This is a genomic window from Paenibacillus sp. FW104-T2 (assembly GCF_058789975.1).
In genome coordinates this window covers 71479-88408 of record NZ_JBYTCE010000011.1, presented here as the reverse complement: position 1 = coordinate 88408, position 16930 = coordinate 71479, and the positions used below count along the sequence as shown (strand labels likewise).

At 47.5% G+C, this 16930-nt stretch carries 11 protein-coding genes and 2 tRNA genes; all 13 read left to right on the top strand.

Going from position 1 to position 16930, the window contains the following annotated elements; translation table 11 throughout:
- The first annotated feature begins 101 nt into the window (after positions 1 to 101).
- Positions 102 to 641 (top strand): peroxiredoxin, encoded by a 540-nt coding sequence (locus AC3WQ3_RS15580; protein ID WP_062320195.1) that lies wholly within the window; start codon positions 102 to 104, stop codon positions 639 to 641.
- Between the two features lie 363 nt (positions 642 to 1004).
- The gene (locus AC3WQ3_RS15575) at positions 1005 to 1421 is read left to right on the top strand and encodes a hypothetical protein (protein ID WP_024628323.1); all 417 of its coding nucleotides are present in this window, start codon (positions 1005 to 1007) and stop codon (positions 1419 to 1421) included.
- A gap of 465 nt (positions 1422 to 1886) precedes the next feature.
- Entirely contained in the window at positions 1887 to 2990 is a 1104-nt protein-coding gene (locus AC3WQ3_RS15570; protein WP_154895879.1) for an ATP-binding protein, read from the top strand.
- A 124-nt stretch (positions 2991 to 3114) separates the two neighbouring features.
- Entirely contained in the window at positions 3115 to 4083 is a 969-nt protein-coding gene (locus tag AC3WQ3_RS15565; RefSeq protein ID WP_492472704.1) for an AAA family ATPase, read from the top strand.
- Positions 4084 to 4085: 2 nt separating this feature from the next.
- Positions 4086 to 5210 (top strand): DUF58 domain-containing protein, encoded by a 1125-nt coding sequence (locus AC3WQ3_RS15560; protein ID WP_492472703.1) that lies wholly within the window; start codon positions 4086 to 4088, stop codon positions 5208 to 5210.
- Positions 5207 to 6514 (top strand): DUF4129 domain-containing protein, encoded by a 1308-nt coding sequence (locus AC3WQ3_RS15555; protein ID WP_492472702.1) that lies wholly within the window; start codon positions 5207 to 5209, stop codon positions 6512 to 6514. The genes AC3WQ3_RS15560 and AC3WQ3_RS15555 overlap by 4 nt, the downstream gene beginning before the upstream one ends.
- Before the next feature lie 102 nt (positions 6515 to 6616).
- Positions 6617 to 7573 carry an aldolase catalytic domain-containing protein gene (locus tag AC3WQ3_RS15550; protein WP_127539354.1) on the top strand — a complete coding sequence of 319 codons (957 nt, stop codon included), beginning with the start codon at positions 6617 to 6619 and terminating at the stop codon, positions 7571 to 7573.
- A 377-nt stretch (positions 7574 to 7950) separates the two neighbouring features.
- Entirely contained in the window at positions 7951 to 10077 is a 2127-nt protein-coding gene (locus AC3WQ3_RS15545; RefSeq protein ID WP_492472700.1) for a bifunctional diguanylate cyclase/phosphodiesterase, read from the top strand.
- A gap of 142 nt (positions 10078 to 10219) precedes the next feature.
- Positions 10220 to 10293 (top strand) — tRNA-Pro (locus AC3WQ3_RS15540).
- 11 nt (positions 10294 to 10304) lie between these two features.
- A tRNA-Gly gene (locus AC3WQ3_RS15535) sits at positions 10305 to 10375 on the top strand.
- A 555-nt stretch (positions 10376 to 10930) separates the two neighbouring features.
- Positions 10931 to 12826: a ribosomal protection-like ABC-F family protein gene (gene abc-f, locus AC3WQ3_RS15530; RefSeq protein WP_492472699.1), complete on the top strand. Its 1896-nt coding sequence runs from the start codon at positions 10931 to 10933 to the stop codon at positions 12824 to 12826.
- A gap of 417 nt (positions 12827 to 13243) precedes the next feature.
- Positions 13244 to 14278, top strand: a complete 1035-nt coding sequence (gene pheS, locus AC3WQ3_RS15525; protein WP_095288315.1) for a phenylalanine--tRNA ligase subunit alpha — start codon at positions 13244 to 13246, stop codon at positions 14276 to 14278.
- A 69-nt stretch (positions 14279 to 14347) separates the two neighbouring features.
- Positions 14348 to 16801: a phenylalanine--tRNA ligase subunit beta gene (gene pheT / locus AC3WQ3_RS15520; RefSeq protein WP_492472698.1), complete on the top strand. Its 2454-nt coding sequence runs from the start codon at positions 14348 to 14350 to the stop codon at positions 16799 to 16801.
- Positions 16802 to 16930 lie beyond the last annotated feature (129 nt).

Genomic DNA, 16930 nt, shown 5'->3' with positions numbered 1-16930 from the left:
GTATCAAACCATTTTAATAACAGGAAAAGCGTCCGCGCTTTTCTTGATGATGAGCAATCCATACGGATGCTTACATAATCCCAAAGGAGGAATTTTTAGTTATGGCAGAACGTTTGGTTGGTAGACCAGCACCGGATTTCGCAATGGAAACAGTATCGGGAGACGGACAAGATTTTGGTTCCGTTAAATTGTCCGATTACCGTGGCAAATGGCTCGTATTCTTCTTTTATCCTTTGGACTTCACATTTGTGTGCCCAACTGAAATTACAGCTTTGAGCGATGCTTCCGAGCAATTCAAAGCTTTGGATACTGAAATTCTTGGCGTGAGCGTTGACTCCGTACACAGCCACAAAGCTTGGATCAATACACCTAAAGACAGCAATGGCTTGGGTCAATTGAACTTCCCACTGGCTTCCGACATCACGAAGCAAGTGGCTAAAGATTACGGCGTTCTGATCGAAGAAGAAGGCGTTGCATTGCGCGGTCTGTTCATCATCGATCCAGAAGGCGAATTGAAATACCAAGTGGTTAACCACAACGATGTAGGCCGCAGTGTTGAAGAAACACTTCGCGTACTGCAAGCACTGCAATCCGGCGGATTGTGTGCAATGAACTGGAAACCAGGCGACAGCAACCTGTAAGCCTGATTAACTTGAACGTTTGTGGTTCAAGCCCTCATCCCATTTGGGATTGAGGGCTTTTTGCACCCTTTTTCCCAAATATTATTTGGAAGTTCGATTAGGGTGTTTAGATAGGGCGAGAAACGTGTTAATGAAGTATTATAGGAATGAGAGGTTTTTACATCTCCCGAAAGAGGAATTGAAGGCCTTTGAGGCGAATAGGGTATGGAAACCCCGTAAATATTTTCGGGCCATCACCATGATAATATGGTAATGAATGAGATACACTGATGGAACAAACTTCTTTTTCAGAAAAGCTGCAGGTGCTAGGGAGACCATTTCTAAATATAAGGTCCCGGCACGTAATAAGGAGGGTGAACAAAAATGAGTTACTGTTGTGGGGCAAGTATGGTGGGAACAAAGGGCACGCTGAAGCATTACCGCACCCAGGTTCATAATGTTCCCCTGCTGTTTTGTCCGGTATGCCACCGGGTGGAAGTGCATTACAAAGTGGAAAATGAATATGAAATTTTGGCTGAATATGCGCATGGCGACGGAGCTTCCGAGATTGATTTTCAGGATTACGTGACGGAGGATGAGGATGCAATCTTCGAAAATTGCGTCAACCGCGAGAGCGAGGATGCGATGGTCATTGTTCAGCGACAAATTGACATGTCACTTGATCTCCTGAGACTGGCTAAGGAAATGAAGGATGAGAAGTGGGAGAGCGAACTCAAACGCCGATTAGCCGTAATGAGCCAGCGCAGACTTAAAATTCAGCACAATAAAAGCGGACTATAGATTAATTTGAATGCTATGGTATAAATTGTTCTGTAATCATTTGGATATGAACGAAGCTGATTCGCGATATTTGCGAAAAGGCTTCGTTTTTGTGTTTTGAAAATAGGGTATTTCGAGGTTTTTCTTAAAATAATTTCCATTCGACACTTTCTCTGATTGACTCTCTTCTATAAACTTGTCTATGATAAAAACAGACTTGCAAAAGAGGCGGAGCAAATGAAATGTTCGTGTTTGGGAATAGGAGAAGGTTTTGAATGGAACAAACAACATATATTATTTTCCGGATCAATTGTTGGTTACCGGGAATAGACCAGCTAAGGTTCCGGACGTGCCATCCATATTTTCGGCTCAGCCCCCCAACGAAAGGGCACCGGTAATGAAAAATAAATCGGCCCTTCCTGTTTCTGTGATGATATGATGTCCGAATGGCAAGTTTATCATTTACGTGAAAAGGAGGAACCTGTCATGATTAGTGAATTTCAGGATACAGTGCCTCACCCAACGAACAGTTTCCCGCCTGTACATCTGGATTACAACAAATATGAAAATGTTCTGGAGCATTTGGATAGTGGTATTATGTTGTTTGACAGCAACGGTGTATTGACGTTTATTAACGTTCAAATGGCAAAATTGTTGGAGCTTCCCCGAAGTCTGTTGAGCGGCTGCACCCTGATGCAAATGCTGCATCATCCACAGATGAGCCGATTCAAGAAAAAGAAAATTTTACGTATCTACCGGGAGACCATCTTCCACCGTAAGCGCTATCATGAACTGATTGATGAGTATGGCAGACACTGGCTGGTCACAGTAACCTACGGAGATCAGATGGATGGAGATTTTTTATTCAGTGTCAAGGACGTATCGGATTATAAACAAATAGAACAGACTGCTTATCAGAATGACAAGCTTGCCATGCTGGGACGCATTTCAGCATCCATCGCGCATGAAATTCGCAACCCTTTGACAGCGATCCGCGGGTTTATACAGCTGCTGCGCCCACATTTGCTGCAATTGGGGAAAGATGAATACGCCAGGATCATATTGACGGAGATTGACAGGGCGAACGATATTATCTATGAATTTTTGAATTCCTCCAAACCGTCAGCACCGCAGAAGACCATTATATCGGTGGATTCCTTACTCAAAGAGGTCGTCTTACTGACGGAAAGCGAAGGCTTGATGAAAGGGTGCGAGATTACCCTAGATGAAGCAGACTCGCCGATGAACGTCTCCATTGATGTTAAACAGATTAAGCAGGTTATTCTGAATATGGTGAAAAATGCAATGGATGCCATCGAGGGCGTAGGCGAGGAGCATACAGGTCTCATACGGATCTCCACTGAGACCGAGAACAGGTATGTGCAGATTTCCATTACGGATAACGGTCAGGGTATGGACCACAACACGCTTGTACGTCTGTTCGATCCATTTTTCACGACTAAAGAGAGCGGGACAGGACTGGGTCTTTCGGTAAGTTATCGCATCATCAAAAACCATGGGGGCACAATCTCGGTTGACAGTAAGAAGGGTGAAGGAACCCGGTTTATGATTATGCTCCCATTAGTGTAATACGGTAGGATGAGCAGGAATCGGCATGTTGGCCGATTCCTTTTGTTTTTTTTTGGAAGCATTATGGGTTATAGTTAGAATGAATGCGGATACATACTCATAGCTTGCGAAAGGAAGGTGCATGATGAATATTCAGGAAATGGAACAGATGAATAAAAATCTGACGAATCATGTGGGACAGGTTATTGTAGGCAAGGAGCGAACCATAGAACTGATCATGACCGCAGTTATCGCTTCCGGACATGTATTGCTTGAGGACGTACCAGGTACAGGAAAAACAATGCTGGCCAAATCGGTAGCTTCTTCTTTGGATTGTACGTTTCAACGCATACAATTCACCCCTGACTTGCTGCCGTCTGATCTAACGGGAATTCATTTCTACAATCAAAAGTCTGGTGACTTCGAATTCAGAGCCGGTCCGTTGTTCGCGAACCTTGTGCTGGCCGATGAGATCAATCGTGCTACACCGCGAACCCAATCGAGTTTGCTGGAATGCATGGAAGAGCGTCAGATCAGTATTGATGGTTCAACGAGACAGCTGGAACGTCCATTCATCGTAATAGCAACCCAGAACCCGATTGATAATCAGGGGACCTTTCCGCTGCCTGAGGCTCAAATGGATCGATTCATGATGAAAATTCGCATGGGTTATCCAAGCAGTGATGAAAGTGTAGAGATTCTGAGAAGGACTGTAGCCGGTCGTTCGGTTAACGATCTTACATCCATATTAAGTCGTGAGCAGCTTCTTGAGGCGCAGCGTACATATCAGTCCGTCCAGGTCGAAGAAGACCTGCTTAAATACATGATTCGTCTTACAGAAGAGACACGCAGACACCCTGAGCTTTCGCTTGGTGTTAGTCCAAGGGGAGCGCAAGCCTTACTGAAGGCGTGTCAGGCATGGGCCGCATTGCATGGCAGGGATTACGTTCTACCAGATGACATCAAGATTCTGGCTGAACCTGTACTGGCTCACCGACTTGTATTCCGTAACAGGGTGAGGCAGCAGGAAGGGGCTGCGGAGCGGATCATTCATGGGATTCTGACCCAGGCAGAGGTGCCAACGGAGAGCATTGGCACCGGCAGTGGACGGTAATTATGGCACTATTATGGCTTGTCATTGTAGGGGGTATTATCATTGGCCTACAAGGTGTATGGTTTGGACGCCCGGCATTACGAAGGCTGAAGTATACACGTGAATTCAGCAAACTGCGCTGTTACGCAGGCGATGAGCTTGAGATGGTGGAGACGATAGCGAATGAGAAGCGGGTAACAGTACCCTGGCTGAGACTTGAGGCGATGATGCCCGGATCCTTTGTCTTTCGCAGTGGTTCAGGCATGGATATCAGTCAAGGTGATATCTACCAGAATCACAAAAGTATATTTACTTTGAAACCATTTACGAGAATTACACGCAAGCATCCGATTATGTGCAGTAAACGCGGTATCTACACGTTGAATACGGTGACCATGACAGGTGGAGATCTGTTTGGCGTCTGGCGCAATACCCAACCGATCCCTGTTCATCTGTCGATGATCGTATATCCATCGCTGGTCGCTGCTGAAGATCTGCCTGCCATTTACCAGGTGTGGCAGGGGGAGGTAGAGGTATCTCGCTGGATCGTGGAGGATCCATTTCTTATTCTTGGCGTACGTCCTTACGGAGCAGGCGATCCCATGAACCGAATTCATTGGAAAGCAAGCGCACGTACAGGTGAGCTGCAGGTATACAAGCAAGGCTGGACAGCTGATCCACAGTCCTGGATTATTGTAAATATTCAGGAGTCGGAGGATATGTGGAGTGTAGTAACCCGACCTGAGCCGATTGAGCGTGCACTGAGCTATGCGGCAACTGCTGCAGCCGATGCGATTGGCAGAGGACTCCCTGCAGGATTCGCTCACAACGGCTATCGGGTAAATGGCGGGCGTGATCCGCTTCGAATTGAACCTGATTATGGCAGCCCGCATCTGGAGCTGCTTTTGGAGGCAATGGCTGAAACCGAGTTGAAATGCAGGGTTCCCATGGAACAGTTCCTGAATGATGAAGTGAAGCGCAATGAGGAAGCTCATCAGGCACGAAGCTATCTTTTAATTACATCTTACGTTTCTACTGCCATGGAGCATGAGATTGCTCGCCTGCATGAACAAGGACACCGAGTAACCATTCTGCCTGTGGAGCCAGATCACAACGGTACGAAGAGCAGCAAGGCGGTGAGTGCATGAGTGATCCGACTTGGGAAAGCAAATCAAGACTAGGGATGTCTCTGCTCGCGACGCTGCTAATTGGCGTTTATGTGTTTCCCTTGTTGACCCTTACTTCATTCTATGCAAACGGTCATTTTCCTTATATTCTGCTGATTATCTATGCTTTGGCGAGCGGCATCTGCGTGCTGCTTGGCCATAGGTTTCAAGGATTAGGAACCCGTATGTGGCTTCGGTTAGTTGGAGCACTGCTCCTAGGGGTGGCTGTATCCCTTATTGTGGTTTGGATAACTGGACATACGGGACCGGAATTAATCACAGCTCTTCTGTGGGGGGCTTTATCAGCCTTTGTAGGATTGGCACCAGAACCGTCGCTTCGCTCCACCTTGATGTGGAGATGGCAGATCTTCGGCGTTGTCGGGTCTATTATAGGAGGTATTTTCTCGCGTTGGTTCGAGCCCTTATTCCCATTGCAGACCTATGGAGGAACATTATATGCAACAGGCTTCGTCAGTTTTGTTGCTTGTCTCCTTAATGTCTACAGTTCACAGCTGGATAGAGCCGTATTAAATGATGGCCAGAGAAAGATTGTGCTTCGGGAATTCAACAGAGCGAATCATCAGCGGTTGATATGGATGTTGTTAATCATTGCAGGTATCGGAGCATTTCCCAGTCTAGCCGCCTGGCTCGCTCCACTGCGGGATCGTCTGCTCGCATGGATCAGGGGATTAATAGGTCCGTCTTCCGATCCGCAGCTGCCGATGACACCAGACTCTGGTATTGACCCATCAAAGCTTCCAGGCAGAGTGACAGAGCAGTCAGAACCATCTGTTTTCTGGGACATGCTGGGATGGTTCGTTCTAGGTGCTTCTGCTGCACTGATTCTATGGCTCATTTTCAGATTGGGACGTAAGACTATAAACCGTCTTATGGAACGATTGAGGGGGATGATGGAACCCAGGGAGCGTAGGGCCGAGCCGCGGACCGAATACATCGATATTAGTGAAACCCTGGAAACACCCGTGAGACCACGCAAACCCTGGTTCCGGAAAAAAGAAACACCCCCATCTCAGGAGGCGGAGCGCGTTCGTTACTACTACAGAAAATGGATAGATCAAGCCAGGCAGCAAGGGGTCGAAATTGAAGCTGCACAGACTCCGCTGGAAGCAGCAGAGAAGATCCAGCATCACAAGCGATCTTCAGGCAAGCAAGATACGCAGAGATTTTCAGACATTTTAACAAGTACCTATAACGCGGTTCGTTACGGAAAAAAAGCTCCGAATCCTTCCGAGATGTCCGAGATTGATCAGAACTGGAAGTCTTGATAGAACCATTAGACCCAATAACGTGTTTATCCCTTTACTTTTCTTGTCACGTTCAAGTATCATGAGAGGAATACACAAGTTGGTCAGAAAAGGAGCAGACAAATGAAGACAAATCATTGCAAAATTGTAGATTGCACCATTCGTGATGGCGGATTGGTAAATAATTGGGACTTTAGCGTGGACTTCGTTCAACAGTTATATGCTGGATTGAATGAGGCAGGCGTTGATTATATGGAAATCGGTTATAAAAACTCGCCGAAACTGCTGAAAGGTGCCGAAGAAGCAGGACCATGGCGTTTCCTGAATGATGACTTCCTGCGTAAAGTGATCCCGCAAAAAGGAAATACCAAATTGTCTGCTCTGGTTGACGTCGGACGTGTGGACGAGAATGACATTTTGCCGCGCAGCGAGAGCATGCTGGATCTGATCCGTGTAGCTTGCTACAGCAAAGATGTGGACAAGGCTTTGGCCCTTGTTCAAACGTTCCATGATCGTGGATATGAAACTACCCTGAACATTATGGCTTTGTCCAATGTCATGGAGAACGAATTGCTCGAAGCCTTCGAATTGATCAAAGAGAGCTCTGTAGACGTTGTGTACATCGTTGACTCTTATGGCAGCCTTGACCATAACGACGTGAAGTACCTCGTTGAAAAATTCAAAACCCATCTGCCAAACAAACGTCTCGGTGTTCACACTCACAATAACATGCAGCTTGCATTCTCCAATACGCTTGTCGCTGCAGAGCTTGGTGTCGAACTACTAGATGCTTCCGTATATGGTATGGGCCGTGCAGCAGGTAACTGCCCAACTGAACTTCTTGTGGCGCATCTGAAGGGAACGAAATATAACTTGCGTCCGGTACTTGGCGTATTGGAACAATTGATGGTTCCTCTTCGTGAAAAAGAAGAATGGGGCTACATCCTGCCATACATGATCACAGGAGCACTTGACGAGCATCCGCGTTCGGCAATGGCCCTGCGTTCGTCATCCGAGAAGGATAACGTTGTGGATTTCTATGATAAATTGACAACGCCAGAAGTGAATTTTGACAAATAATTTTTTCGGTAAACATCATAAAGCAACGGTCATGTATCAGATTCTCCGCAATGCATTTTGTATGGAAAATAGTCTGAAATGCTGTTGCAAACTAAAGAGACATGGACTCCAATTGGAGTTTCATGTTTTTTTAGTTCTTAGTGCCTTGTTTTTCTACGTGGATATGAATACATATTCCTATTTTCAACTATTTTTTAGTTCACGTCCGCAGAATTAAATGTTATTATGTACCAGATAGTATGTATTGGCATGTGAATTGAACGTTGGTAAATATTTATTGTCGAATGATGTAATAATGAAAGTTTTCAAACCTGAACGTCATAGACGAGGGCTAAAGGTTATTCAGGATAGGTGATCCCGGGAAGGAAAAACAAGGCATGAAGGCAAATTCGCAAGATCAGAGAAAAGTGATATGGGTCGCACTAGGCGGCTTATTATGTTTCCTCGTAAGTCAATGGTATCGTTCCTCTGCAAGCTCTGATCTAATCATATCCGGATACCCTGTGCTGACGCTACTTGGCGGATTCGTTGCAGCTGCAGCCTGTATCGGTATTTACAACCAAAGTTGGTTGTTCCAGACCCAAAAGTTAACCCTGCGCAGAATCATGATTACCACGCTTTTTTTGTTGATCGGCCTGTTTGAATTAATTCATATCGTTTCATATGCGGAAGAGATGCCGAGTGGCGCGATGTTGGAATCCGAATTTTCCCTCAAAATGATGACGCTGGGCTCTGTGATCTGTGCAGTGGGTTTATTGCTTATTTATGCAGTGAGAGAAAAAGAGATTGCGTTACCGCGTAAATTTTTACTATTTAGCGGAACGCTGGGTACGTTTGTCCTGTTGTACACAGCGGGTGTTCAGGAATGGAGCTGGCTGCCCAAATTAACTCAGCAAGAAGTGCTAAGCGAAACGTTTATGAAAATTCACTTCTTGGTCGGTCTTCTTTACGGGATCACCGCATTTGTGTTGTTTTTGAAGTGGAAGAAGGGTAAAGAGGGAGATTTGCCTTCTATTCTGTGTGGAGCCCTGTGCTTCTTCTACGGAGAGTGCTACTTGATTTCTGCAACGCAGATCAGCGACTTGAATCTGTTATTTGCATTGTGGATGAATTGTCTGGGATATTTCTTTGTACAAAAAGGACTATATACAACGGTAGTGGATACCCCGTTTCTGAAGCAGCAGGCTGCTGAAGCCAAAATGAACTATATTGCTCATCATGACGATGTAACGGGTCTGCCAAATCGCCGCCGCCTTTCCCAGAGACTCAAAAGATTGATGGATGAAGCAGTGAAACAGGACGAGCTCGTCGGTGTACTCGTTTTGAATATCAACCGGTTCAAAACAATTAACGACTCCCTCGGTCAGCAGGCTGCTAACCGTGTTCTTCGCCAAGTGGGGCAGCGTCTGAAGCAATCGTCTCTGCCGGGCGAAGAAGTGTATGGTCTTGGGCGGGACGAGTTCGTGGTCACGATGACGGACTTCTGGAATACAGAAAATGCTCTGCGCCGGACAAGATCGATTTTGCAGCTGTTTGAAAAGCCAGTCATGGTTGACGGCAACGACTATCATATAACGCTTGGAATTGGCATGGCCATATATCCCCATGACGGAGGATCACCAGAGGAAATCATTCAAAATGCGGATACTGCGCTTCATAACGCCAAGGAACAGGGGATCGAATTGAACCGGTATGCTCATGCAATGCAGATGAAGGCACAGGAACGACTGCAGCTGGAGAATGATCTGCGGAAAGCGTTGGATCGAGGTCAGTTTTATCTTGTATACCAACCACAGATCAATATCGCAAGTGGTTTAATCGTTGGTATGGAGGCTCTGGTCCGCTGGCAGCATCCACAGCGCGGCGCAATTTCTCCTGCAGAGTTTATCCCACTGGCGGAAGAGAGCGGACTAATTGTACCGCTGGGCGAGTGGGTGCTTCGGGAAGCGTGTGCGCAGAACAAGCTATGGCAGGAAGCTGGATACCGCAAACTGTGTGTGTCTGTTAATCTCTCGATGAGACAATTCAGACATTCCCATCTGCTGGACAACATCAACGGCATACTGAAGGAAACAGGATTGGAGCCGGACTGGCTGGAACTGGAGATTACCGAAAGTATGACATTTGACAAAGATCGTGCGTTTGAACAACTTCGCAAAATTAAAGAGATTGGTGTGCAAATCAGTATTGATGATTTTGGAACAGGATACAGTTCACTTCATTACCTGAAGGATCTGCCGATTGATCGGCTCAAAATTGACCGTTCATTCGTGAACGAAGTCATGGAGGATCGCAATAATGCAGCAATCGTCTCCACCATTACGTCCATGGCACATCATCTGCAATTGAAGGTGACAGCCGAAGGAGTGGAGAACGAGTCGCAGCTGGTGTTCCTTCGGGATCAGCATTGCCATGAAGCACAGGGATACTTTTTCAGTAAACCCATTGTGGCGGCTGATTTTGAAAAGCGGTTTTTACGAGATGTGGATAAACCTACAGGGTAGCCATCAGACAGGAGCGGGAATCGCTTCTGTCTTTTTTGTTTGTCACCCAAAAGGAAAAAATGGGAATTAAAAGTTGCAAGGACCGGATGAACATGTTATATTAGTCTTTGTAAAAACCGTGTTAAGATTCTTAGGAACTTAACGGGACGTAGCTCAGCTTGGTAGAGCACCTGGTTTGGGACCAGGGGGTCGCATGTTCAAATCGTGTCGTCCCGATCGTCAATCGTGCGGGTGTAGTTCAATGGTAGAACTCCAGCCTTCCAAGCTGGTAGCGTGGGTTCGATTCCCATCACCCGCTTAACTTAGAAACCCTCTTGTTAATCACAAGAGGGTTTTCTTTTTTTTACTCAAAGTGATGAGAGCGCAGTATTTGCTTTCTTACATTCATTCAAAGCTTTGCAATTCCCCCAACTTCTGGTACAATAACGGAGAAATTGATACTACACATGAATGAGAGGTAACCACACGTCCCATGAAGTAAGACACATGAATTGAACCCCAGTAACTGCAGAAGATGTATGACGCAGTCAGCCGAAGCGGCTGAGCAATGAGGGGATTCGTGTGTCCAAATTCAGCTATGGGATCAGGTGTGTGCTAGCCGAGTATTGTGGCTTGTGTACCCTTCTTGGGTGTTTATTTGTCATACCTGGGTGTATCTTGTGCTTGTTTTTTGACGCTTTATCCAAACCTGAATTGCCAGACCGCCGGCGGATGCCAGCGGTTTTTTTGTTCAGGAAATGATGACTAAGGTTTCCTGCGGGCCGAGGCAGCTCTGCGTGATCGAGATTAACGATATCATCTCGAAGAAGCTCGGGATGAATTTGATTTTTTAGCGCAGGAAGGATGAAGTCTTATGATGACATTGGTACGCCTACATGAAGTATCAAAAGAATGGAACGGGATGGAATTGTTTGCAGGATTAAATCTGGAAATTAACGAAGGTGAGCGGCTTGCGATTCTCGGTCGCAATGGATGCGGGAAAACCACATTGTTACGCATCATTTTAGGGGAAGAGGAGGGAGGCGGACATATTGAGCGCCACGTCCCGCAGAAGGAGTGGGGATTCATGCGTCAACGCTCTCTAATTGACCCCGATATGAAGGTACTGGATGCAGTACGGAAGGAAAGTGGCCGGATCTATGAAGTGAAATGTGAGTTAGAAGAACTGGAACGGCGTATGGGTATGAGCGGGAGTGAAGATGAGCAGAAGCTGCTTGAAGCCTATACCTTAGTCATGGAGCAATATGAGCAGCTGAACGGCTATATGTGGGAGACCGAGGTGGAAAAGGTGTTGACCCGTCTGGGTTTAAGCTCGGAGCACTGGAACAGATCCTATCATTCCTTGAGTGGTGGACAAAAAACCAAGGCAAGGCTGGCAGGACTGCTGGTCAGCAAACCCCAATTTCTTATTTTGGATGAACCGACGAATCATCTGGATGAAGACAGCATGCGATGGCTTGAAGAGTGGCTATCCAATTACACCGGCACGCTGCTCTTTGTTTCACATGACCGGACCTTTATTGATCAGGTAGCAACAGGTGTCATTGAGTTTAATCCGCAAGCGCTGACCAAATATAAAGGTGGATATTCTGACTATAAAGTTCATAAGGAGAGAGAACGGCGAGAACAGGAAACCCTATACCGCAAACAGGAACTGGAGCGCAAAGCGCTTGAAGAAACCATTCGCAATTATCAGGAGTGGTTCCATAAGGCCCACAATTCAGCAACGGACGTGGAGGTTAAGATCACTCAGAGCTTTTACAAAGCCAAAGCCAACAAAAACATTTCGCGTTATCATGCAAAACAGAAACAGTTGGAACGGCTGGAAAATGAGCGGGTAGAGAAACCTCGCGATGCAGTCAAGCTAAACATGGAATTGCAAGTTGACACGTTAGCGGCACGCCAGCTGCTTGAAATGAGAGACGTCAGCTTCGCATATCCGGAGGGACAACTGTTATTTCACAATCTGGGAATTGCCGTCGGACGAGGGGACCGGCTTGCCGTACGTGGACCGAATGGTACGGGGAAAACGACCCTGCTGAAGCTGATGATTGGTGAACTTGAACCAGAGCAGGGGGTGGTGAGAAGGCATCCACAGCTGAAGATTGGTTACTTCTCTCAAGAGCTTGAGGGACTCTCCGAGAATCAGACTCTGCTGGACAGCTTGCTCAGTCTCCCATCCATGACTCAGAGTGCTGCCCGAACCATTCTGGGATGTTTTCTTTTTACTAGAGAGGATGTATTCAAGCGCATCGGGAACCTGAGTATGGGAGAGAAATGCAGGGTTGCGTTTTTGAGATTATACTTTGGCGGTGCGAACTTGCTGGTTCTGGATGAGCCGACAAACTATCTGGATATTGATACCCAGGAAGTGATGGAGAATGTGTTAAAACAGGCTTCGGGTGCTCTGGTACTTGTATCTCATGACCGAATGCTGACCAAAATGCTGGCCAATCGCTTGCTTGATCTGGGGCAAGGAGGGAAGGTTACGGTATATGAAGGAGGAGTTCTGGATTGGGAAGAGTCGAGAAAACTCCGAGATTCTTCACTTGGCCAGCGGGAATCGGATGATGAACGATTACGCCTGGAAATGCGACTGTCCGAACTGCTATCTCCCATGAGCAATGCGGGCCTAGATATCCTTGCCCATCCGGAAGCTGCTGAAGAACGAGCTGCGGAAGCCGCTGAGATCCGTGACATTCAAGAGCGGTTAATTCAGCTTAGGCGGAAGGATGCGAGCAAAAAATAGATGATTGACTGGCTTGCTATTTCGATTGAATTTGCATATAATTATGAACGATCATCGATAAATACGTCGATATAGGTTTGATTCATTAACAAACGTGATGATGGAGACAAGTAAGCAGTGCCTCTGGACAGGGAGGAAGCGCCGTAGATTGAGAGCGTTTCTGTAGAACAAGGCTGCCGAAATTCACTCCGAAGCGGTTCCCTGAACTTGACTTGGCAGCAATTGCTGAGGCTCAGCAGTAGGGGCAAACGGTTAACGGTCGTTATTCCGTACAGAGTGAGGCAGACGTGTTGCAGGCCAGAAGGGCCAGTCAGCACCGGATGTCTAACAAGGGTGGTACCACGGTCTTTTCGTCCCTTTTGGGGAGAAAAGGCCTTTTTTTGTTGCAATAACACCACATAAAGGGGGCAATTACACATGAAAGAACGTTTAGAAGCATTGAAGATTGAAGCGCTGGAACAATTGTCCGGCGTGAACGATCCGCAGACGCTTGGTGATCTGCGTGTGAAGTATTTGGGGAAAAAGGGTGCATTGACTGAAATCCTGCGTGGCATGGGTGCACTTAGTGCAGAGGAACGTCCCGTAATCGGGCAAGTGGCCAACGACGTTCGCGGTGCCATTGAGGAAGTCATCGACAGCAAGCAGGAGCAGTTCCAGAAGGAAGAGACGGCGAAGCGTCTTCAGTCCGAGACCATTGATGTCACCCTGCCAGGACGTCGTGGACGTCAAGGCGGTCTGCATCCACTAACCAAAGTGGTACAGGAAATCGAAGATATTTTCATCGGCATGGGGTATCGCGTAGCGGAAGGTCCTGAGGTGGAGATGGATTACTACAACTTTGAAGCACTGAACCTGCCGAAGAACCACCCGGCGCGCGATATGCAGGATTCCTTCTATGTAACCGAAGACCTGTTGATGCGTACCCATACGTCTCCGGTGCAAGTACGTACCATGCAAAGCATGAAAGGGGAAGTACCTGTCAAGGTCATCTGCCCGGGTAAAGTATACCGCCGTGATGATGACGATGCTACGCATTCCTTCCAGTTCAATCAGGTTGAAGGTTTGGTCATCAGCGAAAACATTCGCATGAGCGACTTGAAGGGTACACTGCTGCAATTTGTGCGTGAGATGTTCGGTGCTCACACTGAAATTCGTCTGCGTCCAAGCTTCTTCCCGTTCACCGAGCCAAGTGCTGAAGTGGATGTTACTTGTGTACAATGCGGCGGCAGCGGCTGCCGAGTATGTAAACAAACCGGATGGCTTGAAATTCTGGGCGGCGGAATGGTTCATCCGAAGGTGCTGGAAATGGGTGGATATGATCCGGAGAAGTACAGCGGTTTCGCGTTTGGTATGGGGGTAGAACGTATTGCGATGCTGAAGTACGGTATCGATGACATTCGTCATTTCTATAACAGTGATATGGCATTCCTGAAGCAATTCGGACGGCTGTAAACTTTACGATAAGCAAGCGCTAAAGGAAATTTAGCTAAACCAATTTATAGATTAAGGAAGTGAACGTCCATGAGAGTATCGACAGATTGGCTGTCTGATTATATTGCCCTTGAAGGTGTGACGCCACAGGAACTGGCAGAGAAGATTACACGTGCAGGGATCGAAATCGATGTAGTGGAAAACCGCAACCAGGGCGTAAACAAAGTGGTTGTAGGGTATGTGAAGAGCAAGGAGAAGCACCCGGATGCGGACAAACTGAACGTATGCATCATTGACGCCGGTCAGGAAGAGGATCTTCAGATCGTATGTGGTGCGAAAAATGTGGATGCGGGTCAAAAGGTAGCCGTAGCCCTGGTTGGAGCGAAGCTCCCTGGCGGTTTGGATATCAAAAAAGCCAAGCTGCGCGGCGTCGTTTCACTTGGCATGATCTGCTCTGCAAAAGAGCTTGGCATGAATGACAAGCTGCTTCCTAAAGATCAGCAGGAAGGCATTCTTGTCCTGCCGGAGCAAACGGAAATCGGCACACCAATTAGCCAGGTGCTTGGTCTGGACGATCATGTGCTTGAACTGGATTTGACACCAAACCGTTCCGACTGCCTGAGCATGCGCGGTGCAGCTTATGAAGTTGGCGCCATTCTGGGTCGTGAAGTGAAGCTGCCTAATCCGAAAGAACAGCTGGTTGAAGTCGGTGATGCTGCTGCCGATCATATCTCGGTGGAAATCACGGCGCAGGAACAATGCAGTCACTATGCTGCCCGTTATGTAACGGGTATCAAACTGGGAGCTTCTCCGCTCTGGATGCAAAACCGTCTGATGGCGGCTGGTGTTCGTCCAATTAACAATATCGTGGATATCACGAACTATGTGATGCTGGAGTACGGTCAACCGCTGCACGCCTTTGATGCAGATAAACTGGAAAAAGGTCATATTGAAGTACGCATGGCTAAGGAAGGCGAAACGATCGTGACCCTGGATGGTCAGGAACGTAAGCTGGAACCGCATATGCTGCTGATTACCGATGGCGTGAAACCGGTAGCCATTGCGGGTGTTATGGGTGGCGAGAATTCCGAGGTATCGGAAGGCACAGTCAATCTGCTGCTCGAGTCCGCCAAGTTCGACGGCGGAACGGTTCGAAAAACGTCGCGCCAATTGGGGCTGCGTTCCGAAGCTAGCATGCGTTTTGAGAAGGAAGTTGACCCGGGGGCTGTTATCACGGCACTGGACCGTGCGGCTGAATTGATTCAGCGCTATGCTGAAGGCCAAGTACACCAGGGAATTGTGGAAGCTGGAGCCGAGGTGGCAGAGAAGGTTGTCATCCAGCTGTCACTCGACAGACTGAACCGTTATCTGGGAACCGACCTTTCACTGCTTGAGGTGAAAACCATTTTTGCTCGTCTGCACTTTGCATGCGGCGATGCTGAACAAGGATTGCTTGATGTGGAAGTACCAACGCGCAGAGGCGATATTACTCGTGACGTAGATCTCTTTGAAGAAATTGCCCGTTTGTATGGATACGACAACATTCCAACTACATTAATTGAAGGACCGACAACACCAGGAGCCTACACACGCTCACAAGCAATGCGCCGTACCATCCGTGGACTGCTCGCAGGCAGCGGGTGGCAGGAAATGATTAGCTACTCCTTTGTACATCCGGATAAAGCATCCTTGTTCCCGGCATTGACTGCAGGAAGCAAGGCGGTGAAGCTGGCTATGCCTATGAGTGAGGATCGCAGCGTGCTTCGCACAAGCGTTCTGCCGCAAATGCTGGATGCAGCAGTGTACAATATGAACCGGAAGCAGGATTCACTTGCTGTATTCGAAGTGGGCAGCGTGTTCTTCACCGAAGAAGAAAAGCTGACGAAGCAGCCGTATGAAATTCCGGTCCTGAGCTTACTGCTTACAGGTAACCGTGCCGCTCAGCAGTGGAATGTAGGGGTAGAAAAAGTGGACTTCTTCGATCTGAAAGGTGCACTTGAGAACCTGTTCTCCTATGTTGGTTTGGAACAACGCATTCGTCTTGTTGCAAACAGTCCGGAAGGGTTCCATCCAGGACGTTCTGCCTCCGTGTATTTGGAAGGGAAGGACGGCGGTGAAGGTACATTGATCGGTACCATGGGTCAATTGCATCCTGAACTTCAACAACAATATGATCTGAACGATGTGTATATCGCAGAGATTGCTCTTGAGGCAATCTATAGTGAAGCTGACGTGGATATCCATTACCGTGAGCTTCCGCGTTTCCCGGCTGTTGAGCGCGATATTGCCGTAGTCGTAAGTAAAGACATTGAAGCAGGAGCCATGCTCAGCTCGATTCGTGAGGCTGCAGGAGAGCTGCTGCAAACCGTACAGGTATTCGATGTGTTCACAGGCAGCAAACTGGGTGAAGACAAGAAGAGTGTGGCGATGGCGCTTGTGTATCGCAACCACGAGCGTACACTGACGGACGAGGAAATCACCGAGGTTCATGCTCGTGTGGTTGCCCGTCTGGAGGAGCAATTCGGAGCAGAATTGCGCAAATAGAACAGAAGCCAATTTTTTGAACAACAATTAGCAGGAATTGCTTGAAGTCACATCGAATCCTTAGCATTAGAGGATCGATGTGACTTTTTTGTCATTACAGCTTAGAATCAACATACAGACTTGAAGGAG